Here is a 17,410-nt window from a genome sequence, read left to right on the forward strand (position 1 = left end):
GGACTTTGACCTGCGAAAACATCCCCACACACAAAGGCGCGAGGGTCGTCTCCGCATCCCCCCTCAAAATTACGGAGACGACCCTCGCCTTTAGGGAACGGATCGCCGACTCCTCCCCCCTGGAGTCGCGACCCATGAAGGTCTGTCGCACGATTTGGGTTCTTCCCCTCCGTGCTGATAGCTACCTTACCTATAGCCACCTGCTCTAACAACCGACCGTCATGGAAAATCACTTAAAGTAATTTCCAGTTTTGGGTTCTCCGGTATCCAAGGGGACATCCTGGACACCAAGCGGGGGTCACGAGCACCCCGTGTCAACATCCACCTACCCTGGAGAGGTGCGCGCCCTGCTCCTCAGCCCTCGCTGGCTCGGTATCCACCTCGCGGCGGTCCTCATCGCGTTCGGTTGTGGCATGGGCGCCTACTGGCAGTTCTCCGCCGCGATCAATCCGGAGCGCGACGCTGTGCCCGCGCCGGAGGACATCACCTCGCCCGACGACATCGACTCCGTCGTGGGCCCGGGTGAGTACCTCCCCATGGACCTGGCCAACCAGGGCGTGTCGGCCACCGGCCAGTTCGACCCCGACCGGCAGCTACTCGTTCCCGGCCGGTCCCTCGACGGTGAGCTCGGCTATTACGTGATCTCCGCCCTGGTCACCGACGGCAACACCGCGGTCGCCGTCAACCGTGGCTGGCTGGAGGCAGCGGAGGGCGAGGCGAACGACGTGCCCACGCCGCCGGAGGACACGGTCACGGTGACGGGATGGCTCTCGCCGCCGCAGGCCGAGGAGACGGAGGGGCTCAGCGCGTCGAGTCTCCCCGCGGGGCACATCGACCGGGTCACACCGGCGATCCTGGTCAACGAGTGGCCCTACAACCTCTACGAGGGTTACATCACGGCGATCGACGACGCCTCCTCGCTCGCCCAGGCCCCCCCGGTCGAGACACCGGAGAAGTACGACCTGAACTGGCGGAACCTCAGTTACGGCGCCCAGTGGGCGATGTTCGGCGTGGTCGCCCTCATCTTCTGGGGAGTCCTGGTCCGGCGCGAACTCAACGGAGACGACACGCCCACCGACTCCCCCGGCTCCGAACCGGTCATGACGTCGGTCTGACCACCGCTCGCCGGCGCCGTCAGGCCAGCGCCCGCTCGCGCCGCCCCGCGGGGAGCACCGACATGCGGATCACCGTCCGCAGTTCGTCGACCTCCAAGGTCTCCCGCGCTCGCGGGACCACCTCGGTGGCGCAGTACTCCCACACGGCGCGCGGATCCGCGTCGTCGGTGAGCACCACATCCAGGCGCACACGGGGCTGTCGCAGTGAGCCGATCAGCCGCGCCCGCGCCCGGGACACGCCCGGGCAACGCCCGACCCCGTCCTCCAACGCCTGGGAGAGCGACGCCCCCATCACCTCGGTGCGCCCCTCTCCCGGGTCCGTGGCGACCCGGAACCGGTCGATGGAGGGGGTCCTCCCCTGGACGAGCAACCAGCGCAGCGCCAACACGGCCACGATCACGGCGACGACGGCGATGACATAGGGCACCCACGCCAGTCCGGCCAAGGGGGACACCGCGTCCCCCAGGGTCGACGAGGCGAGGGCGCCTCCGAACAGTCCCAGGCCGGCGGCGAGCGCGCCGGCACCCCCGACCGTGAGGACGAGTCCCACGATCACCAGTCCCCACCGGTTGCCCCGGGCCGACCTTCGAACGTCGTCCGCCACCGCGCTCACCCCTTCGCGTTGCCGATTCGGGCGCGGACACGCAAGCGTCGCAGCGGACCGAGCGCGTCGAGCCGCTCGCGCACCGTGTCCCGCAGGGTCCGCGCCATGACCTTGCGCCGCGCGCGCTCCGGCCGCGCCCACGTCGACGCGCGGACCTTCACGCGGCGGCGCCGTACGGCCACCCGCGCCTGGTGCACGCCGTCCATGTCGGCGACCGCCGCCGCCAGGTGCCGCCGCAGCCCGGCCCGCGACACGCCGACCACAAGGCTCGGGTCCTCCGTCCGGAGCGGGACGTAGCCCCCACGCCCCGGCAGCAGAGCCGCGAGCAGCAGGATCACCCCCACAGCGCACGCCACGCCCCCCGCGACCAGAACAGCCGTCGACCGCCACGCCAGGGGCTCCAGAGCACCGGTGACCGTCTCCATCGGCAGCAGCCCCAAGGGGCGCCCCACCACCGTGGCGACCGCCTCCGCCGCGACGAGCACCGCCACGATGGCGACACCCGCCGCCACCAACACCGCCGGCCAGGTCCGCTGCGGTCGGAAGGTGTGCAGCGCGACGCGTCTCGCCCGCCGCGGCGCCACGACCGGCACCGTCCCTCGTTGGATCGCTGTCATCTGGTCCCCCGATTACTCCCGCTTCCCGTGCCCGTCTCCATCGCCCGGCCACCACACCGGGTGCCTCGGTCGACACACACGCCGCTCCCACCGATTCGGCCGGTCGACGGTCAAGCCACCCACCGCGCTCGTCGCCTGGTTGGGGTGGGGCGACGACGCGCCGCCCCCTCCCGGATCGGCGGCCCGAGGCGCCGCCGTGCTCACGCGGCGGGACCACATGGGTCGGTATTCGGTCCGGAGGTCGACGAAGGTGACGCGGTGGAGCCGGGCCACTGGGACGAACGTTTCCGAGCCCACCGGACGTGGCAACGCCCAGCCCCTCCTGGCTCGCGCCCATCCCGCCCGACTCGTCCGGCCGGAGCTCCGCCCCACACCCACGGCACGAACGGTGCGCCTTCCCGACCGGTCGTCACATCCGCCGACGGCCGACCGACACGCGCACCGGAACGGGCACCCGACGATCCGCCCCGCACTCGCCACGTTGACGCGCCAGCTCGGCCTTCCCATGAACGCCCGGCCGCCGTCTCGGAAACCACGGTGCGGGGTCGTGACGCCGCGTCCCTCGCGATGCCAACACACATGGTCCGCCGCCGCGCTGCCGCGAGCGGCTCGGCGCGGCTCAGCGCGGCTCGGCTCCGCTCGTGCCGTGAGCGGCGTCCGATGACACGACGACCGCGCCATGCGCCGATCACCGAACCCGGGGCGAGGGAACGAGTTCGGCGACCTGGATGTCGACGTGGCGGACGGTCAGCCCGGTCAGCGCAGTCACCCGGTCGCGGACGTGGTCACGGACGCGTTGGGCCGCCTGTCCGACGGCGACGGGATAGGTCAGCGCCACCTCCAGGCGCAGGGTGACCGCGTTGCCCTCTCGGCGCACGTTGACCCGCGCGTAGTGGGTGTCGACGAGTCCCCCCAGCGCCGCGGAGCGGGCGTGGGTCTCGGGACGTTCGCGGACGGCGCGACGCACGACGCGCTCGATGACACGGTCCGCGATGTCGGTGCGGCCGGGCGTGTCGCGCGCCCGTGGTTCGACCGACGTTTGTTCCACCGGCGACTGTTCCGTCCGCTCCGGGGCGGTCGTCGGGCTCATCGACTGTCCACCGTGCGGTTACGGAGGAAGAGCGCGGCCAGGTCGATCTCCCCGTCGTAGGCGCGCCCCGCCAGGAATCCCACCACCCCCAGGATGAGAACGAGAACGAACGCGCCGAAACCGCCGAACGCGGCGCTGAGTCCCAACAACGAGCCGTACGCCAGTCCCACGATTGCCCACATGACAGCCTCCTCAACTGCGAGCGCGACCGGGCGCGCCCGACGCTTCGGGCGCGGTGGGCGTCTCGACGACGACGTCCTCGATGGTGACGTCGACCGCGCGGTCCGGAACCACCGCGGCGACGGTCGCGCGAACGTCCGCGGCGACGTCGGGCAGTGGTCGTCCCCACCGCACGACGACGCCGACCTCCACCCGGCTCGCGCTCAGCGACACGCCCGACACCACGTCACCCGGCAGGACGGTGTGCACCGTTCCGAACGCCCCGGCGGAGAGGTCGACGACGTCCGGCGACTCCCGCGCCGCGGCCGCGACTCGCTCGGCGAGTCGCGCCTCGGCGCTCATGTCCGAACTCATTCCACCCGCGACTCGGCCGAGGAGTCCTCGGAGGAGTCATCCTCGGGTAGGTGGATGTCGTCCACGGAAATGTTGACCTCGGTCACCTGCAGTCCGGTCATGCGCTCCACCGAGTGGATGACGTTCTTCCGGACCGCGGAAGCCAGGTCGGGAATGGACACCCCGTAGTCGACGGTGAGCTGGACGTCGACGGCGGCCTGACGCTCGCCGACCTCGACCTCGACGCCACGCGACGCTGCCGCGGTGCCGCCGGCCACCCGGTCACGGACGGCTCCGAACGCGCGGGCGGCCCCGCCACCCATCTCGTGCACGCCTCGTACTTCGCGCGCCGCCATTCCGGCGACCTTCGCGACGACGTCGGAGGCGATGTTGGTGCGTCCGGCCTCCGTCACGAGATCGTCGGATCGGCTCGAACCCCCCGCGCGTCGACCCTCGCGCGCGTCGGGCACCTTGACGTCACTCGGCTTGGCCTCGGTTTCGGTCATGCTAAGTCCCCCCGGTGGCGGGACACGCGTCCCGCCGGTTGTGCGGTCGCGGAAGGGCGGGCCCGGTGGCTCGGCCACGGCCCGCCCCGATGGCCGGAACTCTGGTTCGGCCGAAGGTCCACGGTCAACGCTTAGCGTCGCGGATCTTGTTGATCGCCTCGCTCGCGGTCTCCTTCGCCTTGTCCTTGGCTTTCTCCGCGGCTTCCTTGACCTGGCTCTTCGCCTGGTCCTTCATTCCGTCGGCCTGCATGGACTCATTGCCGGTCGCCTTGCCGATGCCTTCTTTGGCCTTGCCAACGGCATCGTCGACGTGCTTGTCGTGATCCGCCACGACTTCACCCCCATGCACTGATCTGACGGGAAAGCCCGTCATTCGCATTCGTCATGCGGTGGGGGTTATTTCGCGGATCACCCAATCGGAACCCCAAGGAAGGCTCCAGTCTCGGTCAGCGCACCATCACGGCGCGCCGTTCCGGCGTCCGGACGGCCGGTGGTCCCGGGGTTTCAGGACCCGCTGGTGGGGGCGGCCGGCTCGGCGGTGGATCCGGTGATCTGGACGGACGAGGAACGATGTGCCTCGGCGCGCGCCATGCGGCGCTCGACCACCATGCCGAGGACCGGGATGGTACCGACGAGGGCGACGCCCAGCGTCCTGCCCGCACCCCAGCGTCGGCTGAGCGCCAGCCACAGCACGACGACGACATACGCCATGTAGGCGTAGCCGTGCGGCATGGCGATCGGGAGCATCAGACCGCTCTCCGCACCGAACAACTGCTCCGTCCCGGCCGGGGCGGACACCAGCGAGAACGCCGCGTCGTCCCCGATCAGGTACTTGGCGGGCATGGCGACGAAGGTCAGGAGGACCAACAGCACGCCGGTGACGTACGCCAAAACCTGGTAGGTCAGGAAAACCGCACGTCCGGAGGAGGGTTTCGCGTCCATAGCCCCAGGCTACGGCCATGTTCCGTCAGGCGCGCACCGCCCTGCCCGGACTCTTCCACTGCCCGTCGGACCGGGTGGTCCACGCCTGGGGGATGGTCCGAAGCGCGAGGAAGGAGTCGACGAGCCGGAACCCGAGGAAGAAGAGACCGTAGACGAGATAGGCGGGACGCCCCCGGATGGTGGCCATGACACACGTGAGCACGTAGTCGGGAACGAACAGGCCGCTGGCCAACACCACGAGCGGGAGCAACAACGTCACCTGGTCGTACCCGGCGGCGTACCAGGAGCTCTCGAGCACCGCTCCGTTGGTGAGCGGCGGCAGCGCCGTGAACACGGCGAGGACGGCGGTCGTGATGAGCACGACCGACACCAGCAGCAGCTCCAGGATGTAGAAGAAGAGCGCGAACCAGAAGAAGCTCGGCCACACACCGTGGCGACGGATGGTCTGCCAGAAACCCAGGGACCACCGCCGTACCTGGCTCAGGTAGTCGTTGAGGTTGTAGGGGTCCTGACACACGGCCCGCGTTCGGGGCCGCATGGAGATGCGCCCCAGCGCCTTGCGGTGAACCTCGAAGGTCATGTTGAAGTCCTCGATCACCAAGCCCTGTGGGTTGATGTCGATTCGGCGCAGCGCGGAGGTGCGGTACAGGCTCGCGAACCCCGGAACGATCGGGGGAACGCTGGTGAACCGCCAGGTCTGACCGAACCGGATCAGGTACTGCAGCATGAAGTACAACCGGTCCCGGTACGCCGAGATCGCGCGGCCGACGAGACTGCGTTCCTGCGGGTTCCACTCGGCGACCACGAATCCCGCCACGGCGGCGACCTTGGGGTCGCGCAGTTGGGCCTTGGCACCGCGAACGTAGTTCTCGTCCAGCTCGGTGTCGGCGTCGAGGATCACGACGCCGTCGTAGCGCTCCACCAGTTGGAACTCGGTGATCAGCGCCTCAATCGCACCGGCCTTCCCACGGTTGGTGAGGAGCTCCAGGATGTTGACCCCGGTCTGGGCCGCGATGTCCGCGGTGTAGTCCCTGGAACTGTCCGACACCACGTAGATGTCCCGCCGGTCGAACAGGCGCAGCGCGGACCGGATCGCCGCGTTGATGACCGGTTCCTCGTTGTGCGCCGCGATGATCACCGACAGGGTGATGTCGGCGTTGGGGTCGGCCTCCCCGTCATGGCCCGACGGCTCGGGACGCACCAGGGTCGCCGTCGGCGCGCCGCCGGAGCTCATCTCCGTCGACTCGCCGGTCGCGGACATCATGAGCACCGGGGCCGTTCCTCCGCGTCGGTGCCGTCCGGTGGAGGCGACCTGGGCACCGCGCTCCCCGCGGAGGCGTCGTATCAGGGCCCGGGTTCCGTCGTCACCGCAACGCACCAGGCCGACCATCGCCCACACCGCGAGGTTGACGCCCAACGCCAGCCAGAAGAAGAGCACCGGGGTGGACTGCGCCCCCAGGGTCGCGATGGCGAAGGACGCCCACTGCCAGGCGAGGACGACAGCCACCGTCGCGGCGATCAGGGCACCGACCGAACGGCCGATGACTCTCGCAGTGCGCACTCACAACTCCCCACTCACCCGTCCCGCGCATGGCGGGGCCAAATTCGACAGGATTAGACTCGCAGCGCGATGACAACGGGTGATCGCGGAGTGGTCACGCCGCCGCGGCCATTCGCGCGTACCACGGCGCGCCCGGAGTGTCACCCGGATCCGGATGCCGATGAACCGGCGCACACATAAGCGATCATGACACCGCCCCAATGATCAGCCGAAACACCTGACAATTCAGTGAACAGTAGTGTACTTATGGTGGGGCCGTGTTGCATGACGACGATTCCCGTGTCGTGGACATGACCTTACCGACCGCATCTACCGGGAGGATTCCACCGTGCGTGTGGCCATTCACCAGCCGCACTACCTGCCGTGGCTGGGGCTGATCGACAAGATCGACCGTAGTGACCTGTTCGTCCACCTCGATCATGTCCAATACGAGCGGCGCGGGTGGCAGAACCGCAACTATATCGCGGCCAAGGGCGGCCCGGTCATGCTCACTGTGCCGGTTGTGCAGCACAGCAGGGGCGAGCTGATCAAGGACAAGCAGATCGACACCGCCCAGGGGTGGATCGAGAAACACCGACGCGCTATCGCCCATTTTTGCTACCGAAACGCCCCTTATTGGCCGGAACTCGGTCAGGATATCGTCGGAATATACGATCGCGAGTGGACCAATCTCGCCGAGCTTGCGATTACCTCGACTGATCTTATCCTGAAACAGTTTGGCGTGAACACGCCGTGCGTGCGCAGCAGTGAACTGGGGGAGTTCACGGGACAGAAGAGCGAACTCATCGCACAGATCGCCGCGAAGGTGGGCGCGACCGCCATGCTGTCCGGCGACGGGGCCCGCGGGTACATGGACGAAGACGTCTTCAGGGAGCTGGGTGTCACTTTGGAATGGCAGAACTTTCAACATCCGACCTACACGCAGTTCTGCCGTGCGGAGGATGAATTCCTGCCTCGAATGGCGGCCATCGATCTCCTCCTGAACAAGGGACCAGATGGCATCAATCTCCTGCGCGCGGCCCGCGCGGAGTCGTAGGGCTCCCACCCTGGGAGACCCTGGGCGGACCGTCACGGTCCCATCCCCCAACTCTTCTCAATCGAGGACGGAGCGTATGACGATCGACTGGGCCCAGCAACGCATCCTCATCCTGTCGCCACACCCCGACGACGAGACCCTGGGATGCGGCGGCCTCATCGCGAAGGCGAAGGAACTCGGCGCGGAGGTCTACGTCCAGTTCCTCACGGTCGGCGACACCCGGGACTACTCCGCGGCCGGGCTGTCCACCGCCCAGGAACGCCACGGCGAGATCAAGCGGGTCGCCGACTTCTTCGGCTGGGACGGGTGGGAGATCTCCTTCCCGGGCAACGAGTACCACCTGCGCCTGGACCAGATCCCACGGGTCGACCTGTCCAACATGATCGAACGGGACAGCCCGCTCTCCATCGCGGAACTCGAACCGTCGATCGTCATCACCACCCACCGAACGAGCTACAACCAGGACCACCAGGTCGCCGCCGAGGCGCTGCACACCGCCACCCGGCCCTCCAACCGGTCCGTCCGGCACCATCCACAGATGGTCCTGGCCTTCGAGGAAGCCGCCGACCAGTGGCGCTACGACGCCGCCCCCACGCCGAACCTGCTGGTTGAACTGGAGGAGCGCCACGTCGCCGCCAAGCTCGAGGGAATGCGGCAGTACGGGACCCAGATGCACGACCATCCGCACACCCGGTCCGAACAGACCCTGCGCAGTCTTGCTCTCCTGCGGGGCATGCAGGCGGGAACCCCCTTCGCCGAAGGTTTCCACTGTCTGCGTTGGTTGACCTGACCTGGTCCGCCGACGACCACGTAGAGAAAGAGAGGCAAGCGTTGAGAGCCGTCGTGACGGGCGGAGCCGGATTCATCGGCTCGCATCTGTGTGACCATCTGATCTCCCAAGGCCATCAGGTCGTGGTGCTCGACGACCTGTCGACAGGGTCGGCCGACAACCTCCCCGCCGGGGAGAACGTCGAGCTCGTCCGGGGGTCCGTCCTGGACCGGGACCTGGTCGACTCGGTGATCCGCGACAGTGACGTGGTGTACCATCTCGCGGCCGCGGTCGGTGTCCACAACATTGTGGACAAGCCACTGGAATCGCTGCGCATCAACCTCGACGGCACCGAGAACGTGGTCGAGGCGGCCGTCCAGCACCGCGCGCCGTTCATGATCGCCTCCACCAGTGAGGTCTACGGCAAGAACGACGCCGACGGATTGCGGGAGGACGCGGTCCGGGTTCTAGGCTCGCCGCTGCTGAGCCGATGGTCCTACGCCGCGGCCAAGGGCATCGACGAGCTCCTCGGGTACGTCCACAGCACCGAGAGCGGCGTCCCCTGCGTGATCGTGCGCTTCTTCAACATCGTCGGCCCGCGCCAGACCGGCCGATACGGGATGGTGGTGCCTCGGTTCGTCACCCAGGCGTTGGCCAACGAGCCCATCACCGTCTTCGGGGACGGGACACAACGCCGTTGCTTCGGATCGGTGCACGACGTGGTCCCCGCGATCACCGAGTTGATGCGGACCCCCGCGGCCTACGGACGGGCCGTGAACCTCGGCGGACACGAGGAAGTCTCGATCAAGGGACTCGCGGATCGCATCCGGGAGCTCACCTCGTCCACCAGTGAGACGACGTTCGTGCCCTACGAGGACGCCTACGGGTCGGGTTACGAGGACATGCAACGCCGGATGCCCGACACCGGGCTGGCGCGCGAGCTGATCGGTTTCGAGCCCAAGTACGGACTCGACGACATCATCCGCTCCATCACCGACGCGCGCTGACGTCCCGCCCGGACGGCGGCGGCCCGGGGGCCGGGGAACTGGCTGTCACACCAGTGCGGCGACGCCGACGGTGACGGCCAGTCCACCGACCATGAGGCTCAACACCACGACCTGCCACCGGGGGGCCGGCCGCGCCGCCGCGGAAGGCCGGGCCAGGGTTGCGCGCCAACGCCGACGCACGGAGACCCCGATGACGACGGTCGTCGCCGCGGCGACGGTCAGCGGCAACACGGCGGCGACGTGGGAGGCGGTGGGGGCGACGTCGGTGATCCCGGCGGCGGAGAGCAGGGAGACCACGAGCAGGAGCACCAGGGTCCGCTGCCACGCCAGATAGGTGCGTTCCGGCTGGAGTCCCGGGTCACGCGGTGCCCTCGGAGTCATCCGGCGAGGTTCCCCACGATGACCAGCACGCACACCACGAGCACCGCGACAGAGGTCACCACCGGCAACGCGCTGACCGGCAACGGCGCGTCCCGGCGCATCGCCCGCTGAACCCGGATCCAGCGGAAGGGGGCGATGCCCGCGATCACGATGGACAACACGGCCAGGGCGAGACCGACAGAGGTGCGCAGGCCCGGACCCCACTCGAGGGGCACCAGGCTCAACACCGCCACCGCGCCGGCCAACAGCGCCAACGCCGTGCGGATCCACGCCAGGAACGTCCGCTCGTTGGCAAGGGTGAAGCGATAGTCGGGTTCGTGCTCCTCGGCGTCGGCACGCCCACCTGTCCCGTTCACCCGTACCCCTCCTCACTGGTCCCGGCCCCCGCGGGCCACGAAGGCACGCACCAGCCTAGACAGCGCGGAGCCACTGATGATCACCGGCGTACCCCAACTCGCGGGGCCCCGGAACACCGTCGTGACGCCGGTCACGACCGCGGCGACGTCCAGACGGCCGCACCCCCACCAGCGGCCCAAACGCCCGCGATGGTGGAAAACTCTGCCCCGCCCCCACTGGTAAGGAACAATGTGGCGGGCCAAGACGCTCTAGGGGAGCGAGACACGCCACAACAGGAGGATTACAGTGCCAACCGTCGAGCTGACAAAAGACAACTTCGACGAGCAGCTCACGAACAACGACTTCGTGCTGATCGACTTCTGGGCCGGATGGTGCGGCCCCTGCCGGCAGTTCGCCCCGGTGTACGAGCAGGCCTCGGACCAGCACTCCGACATCGTGTTCGCCAAGGTGGACACCGAGGACCAGCAGGAGCTCGCGGCGAGCTTCGACATCACGTCGATCCCGACCCTGATGGTCGTCCGGGACCGTACCGTGATCTACAACCAGGCTGGTGCCCTCCCGGCCGACGCACTGGAGAACCTCATCTCACAGGCACGCGAGCTCGACATGGACGAGGTCCGCAAGGACATCGCACGCCGGCAGGCCAACGGTGAGGCGGAGTGACCCCACGGGCTCAACGACGTGCGATGTAGACCACGTCGGGTTCGCCCCGCGCGACCTCGGTCTCTTCTCGGCGCACGGTCCCGAACCGGGAACGCAGCGTCGTCTCGAACCGCGGTGTGGGGGCCGCGCTCCAGAAGCTCACGACGCCCGTGGGTGCCATGATCCGCAGCAACTGGTCCATGGCCTCGGCCTCGTAGAGACGCTGGTTGCCGTCGACGACGGTCCACTCCGGTCCGTTGTCGACGTCCATGCACAGCACGTCGTACTCGTCGCCAGATCGGACCGCGGCCCCGATCCAGTCGACGATGTTCGCGCACTCCACCCGGCAGCGCGAGTCGTCCAGGGCACGATCGGTCACCGCGGCCAACGGGCCGGAGTGCCACCCGATGATCCGAGGTTCCCACTCGACCACGAGTACGCGTGAGACGCGAGGATCATCGAGCGCGGCCCGCACCGAGAATCCCGCTCCCAGACCGGCGATCAGGACCCTGACCCCCCGCTGGTGCGCGGGCAGCTCGTCCAACGCTCGCTGGACCAGTGCCCGCTCTGAGCGACCGTCCCTGGTGTCCATCAGGAACACGCCGTTGCTGATGATCTCGTAGGCGGGGCCGACCCGCCGAAGCACGAGCTCACCCCCGGACACTCCGTGGGCGCGGTCCAGGACCTCCGGTTGTTCGATCACAATCGGCAGGCGTAGATATCCGTGACGAGGATCGCCCTGGCTCCAATCTCCCACAGCTCGTCCATGATGCGTTGGGCGTCGCCGCGCGGAACCATCGCCCGAACCGCGACCCACCCCTCCCGGTGCAGCGGAGAGACCGTCGGGCCCTCCATTCCGGGGGTGAAGGAGATCGCGTCGTCGAGGAACTCGGCGCGCACGTCGTAGTCCACCATGACGTAGTCACGGGCCACGAGGACGCCCCGGAGGCGTCGGAGGAGCTGCGCCGCCTGACGGTTGTCGTCGTCGGCTCCCTGGCGTCGGATGACGATGGCCTCCGACCGCAGGATCGGGTCGCCGAACGTCTCCAGCCCCGCGTTGCGCAGCGTGGTGCCGGTCGAGACGACGTCCGCGATGACATCGGCGACACCGAGTTGGATGGAGCTCTCCACCGCTCCGTCGAGCTTGATGACCCGCGCGTCGATGCCCTGCTCGCTGAGGTAGGCACGGAGCAGTCCGTCGTAGGAGGTCGCGATGCGCAGCCCGTTCAGGTCCTTGGTGTCCATCCGCCCGCCGTCCGGGGCGGCGAAGCGGAACGTGGAGTCACCGAACCCGAGGGCCATGACCTCCTCCACCGGTGCCCCCGAGTCCAGGAGCATGTCCCGGCCGGTGATCCCGACCTCGATGATGCCCTCGCCGACGTAGACGGCGATGTCGCGGGGGCGCAGGAAGAAGAACTCGGCGTCGTTCTCCGGGTCGACCAGCACGAGGTCGCGGGGATCCTTGCGCTGGCGGTATCCCGCCTCGGTGAACATGGCGATGGCGGGCTCGGCGAGTTGGCCCTTGTTGGGCACAGCGATACGCAGCGTCTCAGGCATGGTGTTCTCACGGCTCCGGAACTATTGGGCGATCGTCGACATCCGTGGACGGCCGGCCCCACACGCGGTGGGGCCGGCCTACAGATGCGCGTAGACGTCGTCCAGGGTCAAGTCCCGAGCCAACATCAGGACCTGGAGATGGTAGAGCAGTTGGGAAATCTCCTCGGCGGCACGGTCGGCGGACTCGTGCTCCGCCGCCATCCACACCTCGGCCGCCTCCTCGACCACCTTCTTACCGATCGCGTGTACCCCGGCGTCCAGGGCCGCGACAGTGCCAGACCCGGCGGGGCGGGTCTCCGCCTTCTCCGCGAGCTGGGCGAACAGTTCTTCGAAGGTCTTCATGCTCCACAGTCCTTGGTGACGTGCCAGCTCAAGCATAGAGGACACGTGTCACCGTAGGCGCCGCATCGCCGCCAAAACCCCACGACGCACGACCGCGCCCGGGACCACGCCGAGGAGCACGTCGGCGATCTTGTACTGATACCCGGGGACGACATGCGTTCGCCCCGCCGCGAACGCCCGCAGGGACTCGGTGACGACGCGCTCCGCCGAGACCCACACCACGTCCGGTGGGTCCGCGGCCTGGAGTCCCACGGTCATCGGGGTGCGCACGTATCCGGGGAGGACGGCGGTCGCGCGCAGCCCGTGGGAGGTCTCCTCGAGGGCGACGCTCTCCGTGAAGCTCCGCACGAAGGCCTTCCCCGCCGCGTACACGGCGTTTCCCGGCATGGCGGGCAAGGCACCGGCCATGGAGGAGATGTTGATGACACCCCGGGGACCCCCGGTGGCTCGCCGTCGCCTCATGGACGACATCGCCGCGTGGGTCAGACGCACCACGGCGCGGACGTTCAGGTCGATGCTGGCCTGGATGTCGGTGAGGTCCTGCCGAGCGAGTGGCCCTCCGCCTCCGACTCCCGCGTTGTTCACCACCACGTCGATCGGATCGTCTCTTGCCTCGACGCGCGCCGCGACGCGTTCCAGTGCGGCGGGGTCGGTGAGATCGGCGGGTAGGGGCCGCACCTCGACGCCATAGGTTCCCTCGAGGTTCGCTCCCAGGTCCCGGAGGGCCTCGGACCGGCGCGATACCAGAACGAGGTCGTGTCCCCGTCGGGCGAGCTGGCGTGCGAACTCCGCTCCGATCCCGGTCGACGCGCCTGTGACGAGTGCTGTCCTCTTGGCGGAACGGGATGCCGTCATATCACGAGATCCTAGGACGCGGTCCCGTCACCGGGCGATAGGCGACGCCGAAGATGCATGAGACGCGGCGGCCGGACAGTACCGTGCTGGTATGCCTGCGATTGAACAGATTCAAAGCCGGGCCCGCGATGCGGGCGTGTTCCTCAAGGAGTTCTTCCGGGAGTTCCGTGACACTGGTTCGATCACACCGAGCAGCGCCGCGCTGTCCAACGCCCTGACCCGCTCGCTCGAACAGCGCACCTCCCGCGAGCCGCTGACCATCCTGGAGGTCGGCGCCGGGACCGGCCCCGTCTCCAAGGCCATCGCCCGCCGCATGGGAACCAAGGACACCCTCGAGCTGGTCGAGTCCAACGACCGGCTCGCCGACCGCCTCCAGGACCTCCTCATCGACGACGACGAGCTCGCGGGGGTCGCGGACCGGGTCAGCCTGCACCGTGCCCGGGTCGAGGAGCTGGACCGGACGGAGCGTTACGACGTCATCATCTCCGGGCTTCCCTTCGCCAACTTCACGGCCGAGGAAGTCCGGGAGATCATGGAGGCCTACTTCGCGATGCTGCGTCCCGGCGGGACCCTGTCGTTCTACGGCTACCTGGGGACGAAGCAGATCCGCGCCGTCGCGGCCCGACGCGAGGACTACCTCCGTCAGGTGCGCTCGGGGTGGGTCGTGGACGAGTATCTCGCCCGCTACGGCGAGGCCGACGACCGGGTGATCGCCAACGTGCCGCCGGCCTGGATCCACCACCTGCGCAAGCCGCTCGACTGAGCCGCCTGACCGGGGGATCGACAGAGCGAGGCGCGTGCCGCGGCGAGAGCGGCACGCGCCTCGTCGTCTATTCGCCTGACGGAGACACGATCTGCCACGACCACCCACCAGGTGAGGGGCGAGGGCACATAAGTCAAGCACTCCCCGATATCGGTGACACGGCAGTGTCACACTACCCATGCAAGTGGTAGATAAGCCGATAATCGGGTTCAATGCGACAAAATCACCCCAAGGTGATTTTCCGCCCCGCATAGTCGGGGGCGGACTCCCGCAGTCCGGCGAGTGTCGTGGCGACGCCGTCCGGAAACGGACACGCCCGCGACGCCGACTGGTCGACGTGCAGCGCGAGGAGCTCCTCCGTGGCGACCACGGTTCCGTCCACGGACATCTCGTGGCTGAACCACAGCTTCTTCGCCGCGTGCCCCAGGACGCGCGTCGTCACCTCCGCCGTGTCCCCGACACCGATGTCCCGCAGGTACCGCACGTGTGCCTCGACGGTGTACAACGAGCACCGCGTACGTTCGCGGTACTCCGGCCCCAGACCGATCCGCTCCATCATCGCGTCGGTGGCGAACCCGAAGATCAGGACGTAGTAGCCCTCACTGAGGTGTCCGTTGTAGTCGATCCACTCGGGCTGGACCACCTGCTGGAACTGTGCGGTCATCGCGCGCTCCGGAGCTTGAGCGTCGCCCGGGTCTCCTCCGGGCTGGCGACACGGGCTCCGAGGAGTTCGATGATGTTGACGGCCTTCTCGACGAGCTGGCCGTTGGTGGCCTTGACTCCACGGCTGAGATAGAGGTTGTCCTCGAGCCCGACGCGGGCGTGCCCGCCCAGCAGGACGGACTGGGCCACCCACGGCATCTGCATCCGCCCGATGGAGAAGCTGGCCCACTGCGCACCCTCGGGGAGCAGGTTGACCATCGACTGCAGTACCCCGGGGTCGGCCGGGGCGCCATAGGGGATCCCGGTGCAGAGCTGGAACAGGGTCGGATCGTCAAGAAGGCCCTCGGCGTGCATCTGCTTGGCGAACCACAGGTGCCCGGTGTCGAAGATCTCCAGCTCCGGCCGCACGCCGAGCTCCTGGATCCGCTTCGCGCCCGCACGCAGCATGTCCGGGGTGGAGACGTAGACGTGGCTGCCGTCGCCGAAGTTCAGGCTTCCGCAGTCCAGCGTGCAGATGTCGGGCAGTAGTTCCTCGACGTGCGGGAGCCGCTCCAGACCGTTCACCAGGTCCGTGCCCGTGTCGAACGCCATCGGATCGTCCTGGCCGATCACCAGGTCACCGCCCATCCCCGCGGTCAGGTTGATGACGATGTCGATCCCGGTCTCCTTGATGCGCTCCACCACCTCGCGGTACAGCGCGTTGTCCCGAGACGGCGCGCCGGTCTCCGGATCTCGAACGTGGATGTGCACCGCGCTGGCCCCCGCCTCGGCGGCCTCCACCGCCGACGCGGCGATCTGCTTCGGCGTCACCGGCACGTGCTCGCTCCGGCCGACCGTGTCACCCGCGCCCGTGAGCGCGGCCGTCAGGATCACCTTGTGGTTCATCGTCTCGTTCACTGCCAAACACCGCTTTCGTTCGAACTGCTTGAGGGGAGTGAGAGGTTGTGCGGCGACGCCACGCGGGCGCCGGTGCGGGGCCGTGCCAGCCCCGCCGTGTCAGCTCTTCAGGACATCGGCCTCGATCACGCCGTAGAGCGTCCGACGCATGTCGGTGACCAGGGTGTCCGACTTGCCGACGAGCACCTGGATTCCCAGACCGTCGATCAGCGCCGTCAGCCGTGTCGTCATCGTCACGACGTCGAACTCCCGGAACGCCCCCCGCTCCTGTCCCTCCCGCAGGGTGTCCGCCAGAACCTCGTGCCACCGCTGGTAGAAGTCCCGGTACAACGCCCGCATCCGGGTGTCCAGCGAGGCGGCGGCCCACATCTGCAACCAGATGGACCATTCCTGCCGGACGTGCCCGGCGTGGGGAAGCTGGAGGTCGATGAGTCGGTGCAGCCGCTCCACCGGGTCGGCGATGTCGTGGAGGCCGGCGACCTGCCGGTCGAACGCGACCTGGACCTGGTGTCGAAGAGCGGCGGTGAGCAGAGCGCGCAGGGTGGGGAAGTAGTAGTGCACCGTCGCCGTGGAGGTCCCACAGGCGGCCGCGACGTCCGCCACCCGTACGGAGTAGTAGCCGGCCTCGGCGATCAACCGGTGCGTCGCCTCGATGATCTGACGCTCGCGGGAGTAGCCGGGGGCCGGGAGGGGACGTTTGTTCTCCCCGGGGACCGTCCGCGCCGACACCGGTGCGGCCCGCGGCGAGGTCAGGGACGTGGGCGCGTCCGCGCTCTGCCCGTTGAGGAGCCAGTTCACCGGGACACCCGTGAAATCGGCGATCGTGACCAACTCGGTCGGCGTGAATCGACGGACACCGGTGAGCGACTTGGAGAGCTTGGTGGGCTCCATCCCGATCGCGTCGCCGAACTGCCGTTGCGAGCGCCCCGACCTGCGGATCACCTCACGGACCCGCAGTCGGACCTTGTCCAGCACCTCGTCGCTCACGGCGGTAGGGTAACAACCCCTGAGCGATTATCGCAACCACTCCACAACAGAGAACGGCGTCGACAAGGAACTTCTCCTCGAATCGCCCGACGACTGACTGAACAGTTAGTCGTTGCCAGGTTCCACGATCACTCCGGCGACCCCTCCAGAAGCCGCACTGGTGGGCCGACGCGACGATGTCGCGGCCGACGAAACACGGCCTAGAC

At 68.3% G+C, this 17,410-nt stretch carries 24 protein-coding genes; 6 read left to right on the forward strand and 18 right to left on the reverse strand.

Features of this window, described 5'->3' with window-relative positions; translation table 11 throughout:
* Positions 1-338 precede the first annotated feature (338 nt).
* Complete coding sequence (locus J4H86_RS15385) at positions 339-1,115, forward strand: SURF1 family protein (protein WP_236538336.1); 777 nt, start codon at positions 339-341, stop codon at positions 1,113-1,115.
* A 19-nt stretch (positions 1,116-1,134) separates the two neighbouring features.
* On the opposite strand, the gene J4H86_RS15390 is transcribed toward J4H86_RS15385, so the two are convergent.
* The 9 genes from J4H86_RS15390 to J4H86_RS15430 all read right to left on the reverse strand — a co-directional run bounded on the left by J4H86_RS15390 (position 1,135) and on the right by J4H86_RS15430 (position 6,948).
* Positions 1,135-1,719 (reverse strand): alkaline shock response membrane anchor protein AmaP, encoded by a 585-nt coding sequence (locus tag J4H86_RS15390; protein ID WP_236538338.1) that lies wholly within the window; start codon positions 1,717-1,719, stop codon positions 1,135-1,137.
* Between the two features lie 5 nt (positions 1,720-1,724).
* On the reverse strand, positions 1,725-2,336 hold the full coding sequence (locus J4H86_RS15395) for a DUF6286 domain-containing protein (RefSeq protein WP_236538341.1): 612 nt from the start codon (positions 2,334-2,336) through the stop codon (positions 1,725-1,727).
* 688 nt (positions 2,337-3,024) lie between these two features.
* Positions 3,025-3,426: an Asp23/Gls24 family envelope stress response protein gene (locus J4H86_RS15400; RefSeq protein ID WP_236538343.1), complete on the reverse strand. Its 402-nt coding sequence runs from the start codon at positions 3,424-3,426 to the stop codon at positions 3,025-3,027.
* Positions 3,423-3,608, reverse strand: a complete 186-nt coding sequence (locus J4H86_RS15405; RefSeq protein ID WP_236538344.1) for a hypothetical protein — start codon at positions 3,606-3,608, stop codon at positions 3,423-3,425. The genes J4H86_RS15400 and J4H86_RS15405 overlap by 4 nt, the downstream gene beginning before the upstream one ends.
* A 10-nt stretch (positions 3,609-3,618) precedes the next feature.
* Positions 3,619-3,948, reverse strand: coding sequence for an Asp23/Gls24 family envelope stress response protein (locus J4H86_RS15410; protein WP_330932420.1), 330 nt, complete (start codon positions 3,946-3,948; stop codon positions 3,619-3,621).
* An 8-nt stretch (positions 3,949-3,956) separates the two neighbouring features.
* Positions 3,957-4,445: an Asp23/Gls24 family envelope stress response protein gene (locus J4H86_RS15415; protein ID WP_236538348.1), complete on the reverse strand. Its 489-nt coding sequence runs from the start codon at positions 4,443-4,445 to the stop codon at positions 3,957-3,959.
* A gap of 124 nt (positions 4,446-4,569) precedes the next feature.
* Positions 4,570-4,776, reverse strand: a complete 207-nt coding sequence (locus J4H86_RS15420) for a CsbD family protein (protein ID WP_236538350.1) — start codon at positions 4,774-4,776, stop codon at positions 4,570-4,572.
* A gap of 173 nt (positions 4,777-4,949) precedes the next feature.
* Positions 4,950-5,387: a DUF3817 domain-containing protein gene (locus J4H86_RS15425; protein WP_236538352.1), complete on the reverse strand. Its 438-nt coding sequence runs from the start codon at positions 5,385-5,387 to the stop codon at positions 4,950-4,952.
* A 25-nt stretch (positions 5,388-5,412) separates the two neighbouring features.
* Positions 5,413-6,948, reverse strand: coding sequence for a glycosyltransferase family 2 protein (locus J4H86_RS15430; protein WP_236538354.1), 1,536 nt, complete (start codon positions 6,946-6,948; stop codon positions 5,413-5,415).
* A gap of 328 nt (positions 6,949-7,276) precedes the next feature.
* Between J4H86_RS15430 and J4H86_RS15435 the strand changes: the two genes are divergently transcribed.
* The 3 genes from J4H86_RS15435 to J4H86_RS15445 all read left to right on the forward strand — a co-directional run bounded on the left by J4H86_RS15435 (position 7,277) and on the right by J4H86_RS15445 (position 9,760).
* On the forward strand, positions 7,277-7,984 hold the full coding sequence (locus J4H86_RS15435; RefSeq protein WP_236538355.1) for a WbqC family protein: 708 nt from the start codon (positions 7,277-7,279) through the stop codon (positions 7,982-7,984).
* Between the two features lie 76 nt (positions 7,985-8,060).
* Entirely contained in the window at positions 8,061-8,774 is a 714-nt protein-coding gene (locus tag J4H86_RS15440) for a PIG-L deacetylase family protein (protein WP_236538356.1), read from the forward strand.
* 41 nt (positions 8,775-8,815) lie between these two features.
* The gene (locus J4H86_RS15445; RefSeq protein ID WP_236538357.1) at positions 8,816-9,760 is read left to right on the forward strand and encodes an NAD-dependent epimerase/dehydratase family protein; all 945 of its coding nucleotides are present in this window, start codon (positions 8,816-8,818) and stop codon (positions 9,758-9,760) included.
* Positions 9,761-9,805: 45 nt separating this feature from the next.
* Here the strand turns inward: J4H86_RS15445 and J4H86_RS15450 are convergent, their stop codons facing one another.
* Together J4H86_RS15450 and J4H86_RS15455 are read right to left on the reverse strand one after the other, a co-directional pair.
* The gene (locus tag J4H86_RS15450) at positions 9,806-10,141 is read right to left on the reverse strand and encodes a DUF202 domain-containing protein (protein WP_236538358.1); all 336 of its coding nucleotides are present in this window, start codon (positions 10,139-10,141) and stop codon (positions 9,806-9,808) included.
* Positions 10,138-10,497 (reverse strand): YidH family protein, encoded by a 360-nt coding sequence (locus J4H86_RS15455; RefSeq protein ID WP_236538361.1) that lies wholly within the window; start codon positions 10,495-10,497, stop codon positions 10,138-10,140. Before J4H86_RS15455 ends, J4H86_RS15450 begins: the two co-directional genes overlap by 4 nt.
* Before the next feature lie 286 nt (positions 10,498-10,783).
* Between J4H86_RS15455 and trxA the strand changes: the two genes are divergently transcribed.
* The gene (gene trxA / locus J4H86_RS15460; protein WP_236538363.1) at positions 10,784-11,161 is read left to right on the forward strand and encodes a thioredoxin; all 378 of its coding nucleotides are present in this window, start codon (positions 10,784-10,786) and stop codon (positions 11,159-11,161) included.
* A 10-nt stretch (positions 11,162-11,171) separates the two neighbouring features.
* Here the strand turns inward: trxA and J4H86_RS15465 are convergent, their stop codons facing one another.
* From J4H86_RS15465 to J4H86_RS15480, 4 genes are all read right to left on the reverse strand, one after another.
* Positions 11,172-11,843, reverse strand: coding sequence for a spermidine synthase family protein (locus tag J4H86_RS15465; protein ID WP_236538364.1), 672 nt, complete (start codon positions 11,841-11,843; stop codon positions 11,172-11,174).
* The gene (gene hisG / locus J4H86_RS15470; RefSeq protein WP_236538369.1) at positions 11,840-12,697 is read right to left on the reverse strand and encodes an ATP phosphoribosyltransferase; all 858 of its coding nucleotides are present in this window, start codon (positions 12,695-12,697) and stop codon (positions 11,840-11,842) included. The genes J4H86_RS15465 and hisG overlap by 4 nt, the downstream gene beginning before the upstream one ends.
* Positions 12,698-12,775: 78 nt before the next feature.
* Positions 12,776-13,039 (reverse strand): phosphoribosyl-ATP diphosphatase, encoded by a 264-nt coding sequence (locus tag J4H86_RS15475; RefSeq protein WP_269134471.1) that lies wholly within the window; start codon positions 13,037-13,039, stop codon positions 12,776-12,778.
* 48 nt (positions 13,040-13,087) lie between these two features.
* The gene (locus J4H86_RS15480) at positions 13,088-13,894 is read right to left on the reverse strand and encodes an SDR family NAD(P)-dependent oxidoreductase (protein ID WP_236538371.1); all 807 of its coding nucleotides are present in this window, start codon (positions 13,892-13,894) and stop codon (positions 13,088-13,090) included.
* Between the two features lie 91 nt (positions 13,895-13,985).
* Between J4H86_RS15480 and J4H86_RS15485 the strand changes: the two genes are divergently transcribed.
* Positions 13,986-14,657: a class I SAM-dependent methyltransferase gene (locus J4H86_RS15485; protein ID WP_236538372.1), complete on the forward strand. Its 672-nt coding sequence runs from the start codon at positions 13,986-13,988 to the stop codon at positions 14,655-14,657.
* 223 nt (positions 14,658-14,880) lie between these two features.
* Here J4H86_RS15485 and J4H86_RS15490 read toward each other — a convergent pair whose 3' ends face one another.
* The 3 genes from J4H86_RS15490 to J4H86_RS15500 form a co-directional block, all read right to left on the reverse strand.
* Positions 14,881-15,321, reverse strand: a complete 441-nt coding sequence (locus J4H86_RS15490) for a thioesterase family protein (protein ID WP_236538373.1) — start codon at positions 15,319-15,321, stop codon at positions 14,881-14,883.
* On the reverse strand, positions 15,318-16,217 hold the full coding sequence (locus J4H86_RS15495) for a BKACE family enzyme (protein WP_236538376.1): 900 nt from the start codon (positions 16,215-16,217) through the stop codon (positions 15,318-15,320). Before J4H86_RS15495 ends, J4H86_RS15490 begins: the two co-directional genes overlap by 4 nt.
* A gap of 99 nt (positions 16,218-16,316) precedes the next feature.
* Positions 16,317-17,204 (reverse strand): TetR/AcrR family transcriptional regulator, encoded by an 888-nt coding sequence (locus J4H86_RS15500; RefSeq protein ID WP_236538378.1) that lies wholly within the window; start codon positions 17,202-17,204, stop codon positions 16,317-16,319.
* Positions 17,205-17,410 lie beyond the last annotated feature (206 nt).

Origin of the sequence: Spiractinospora alimapuensis (assembly GCF_018437505.1) — a bacterium.
Classification (GTDB): domain Bacteria; phylum Actinomycetota; class Actinomycetes; order Streptosporangiales; family Streptosporangiaceae; genus Spiractinospora; species Spiractinospora alimapuensis.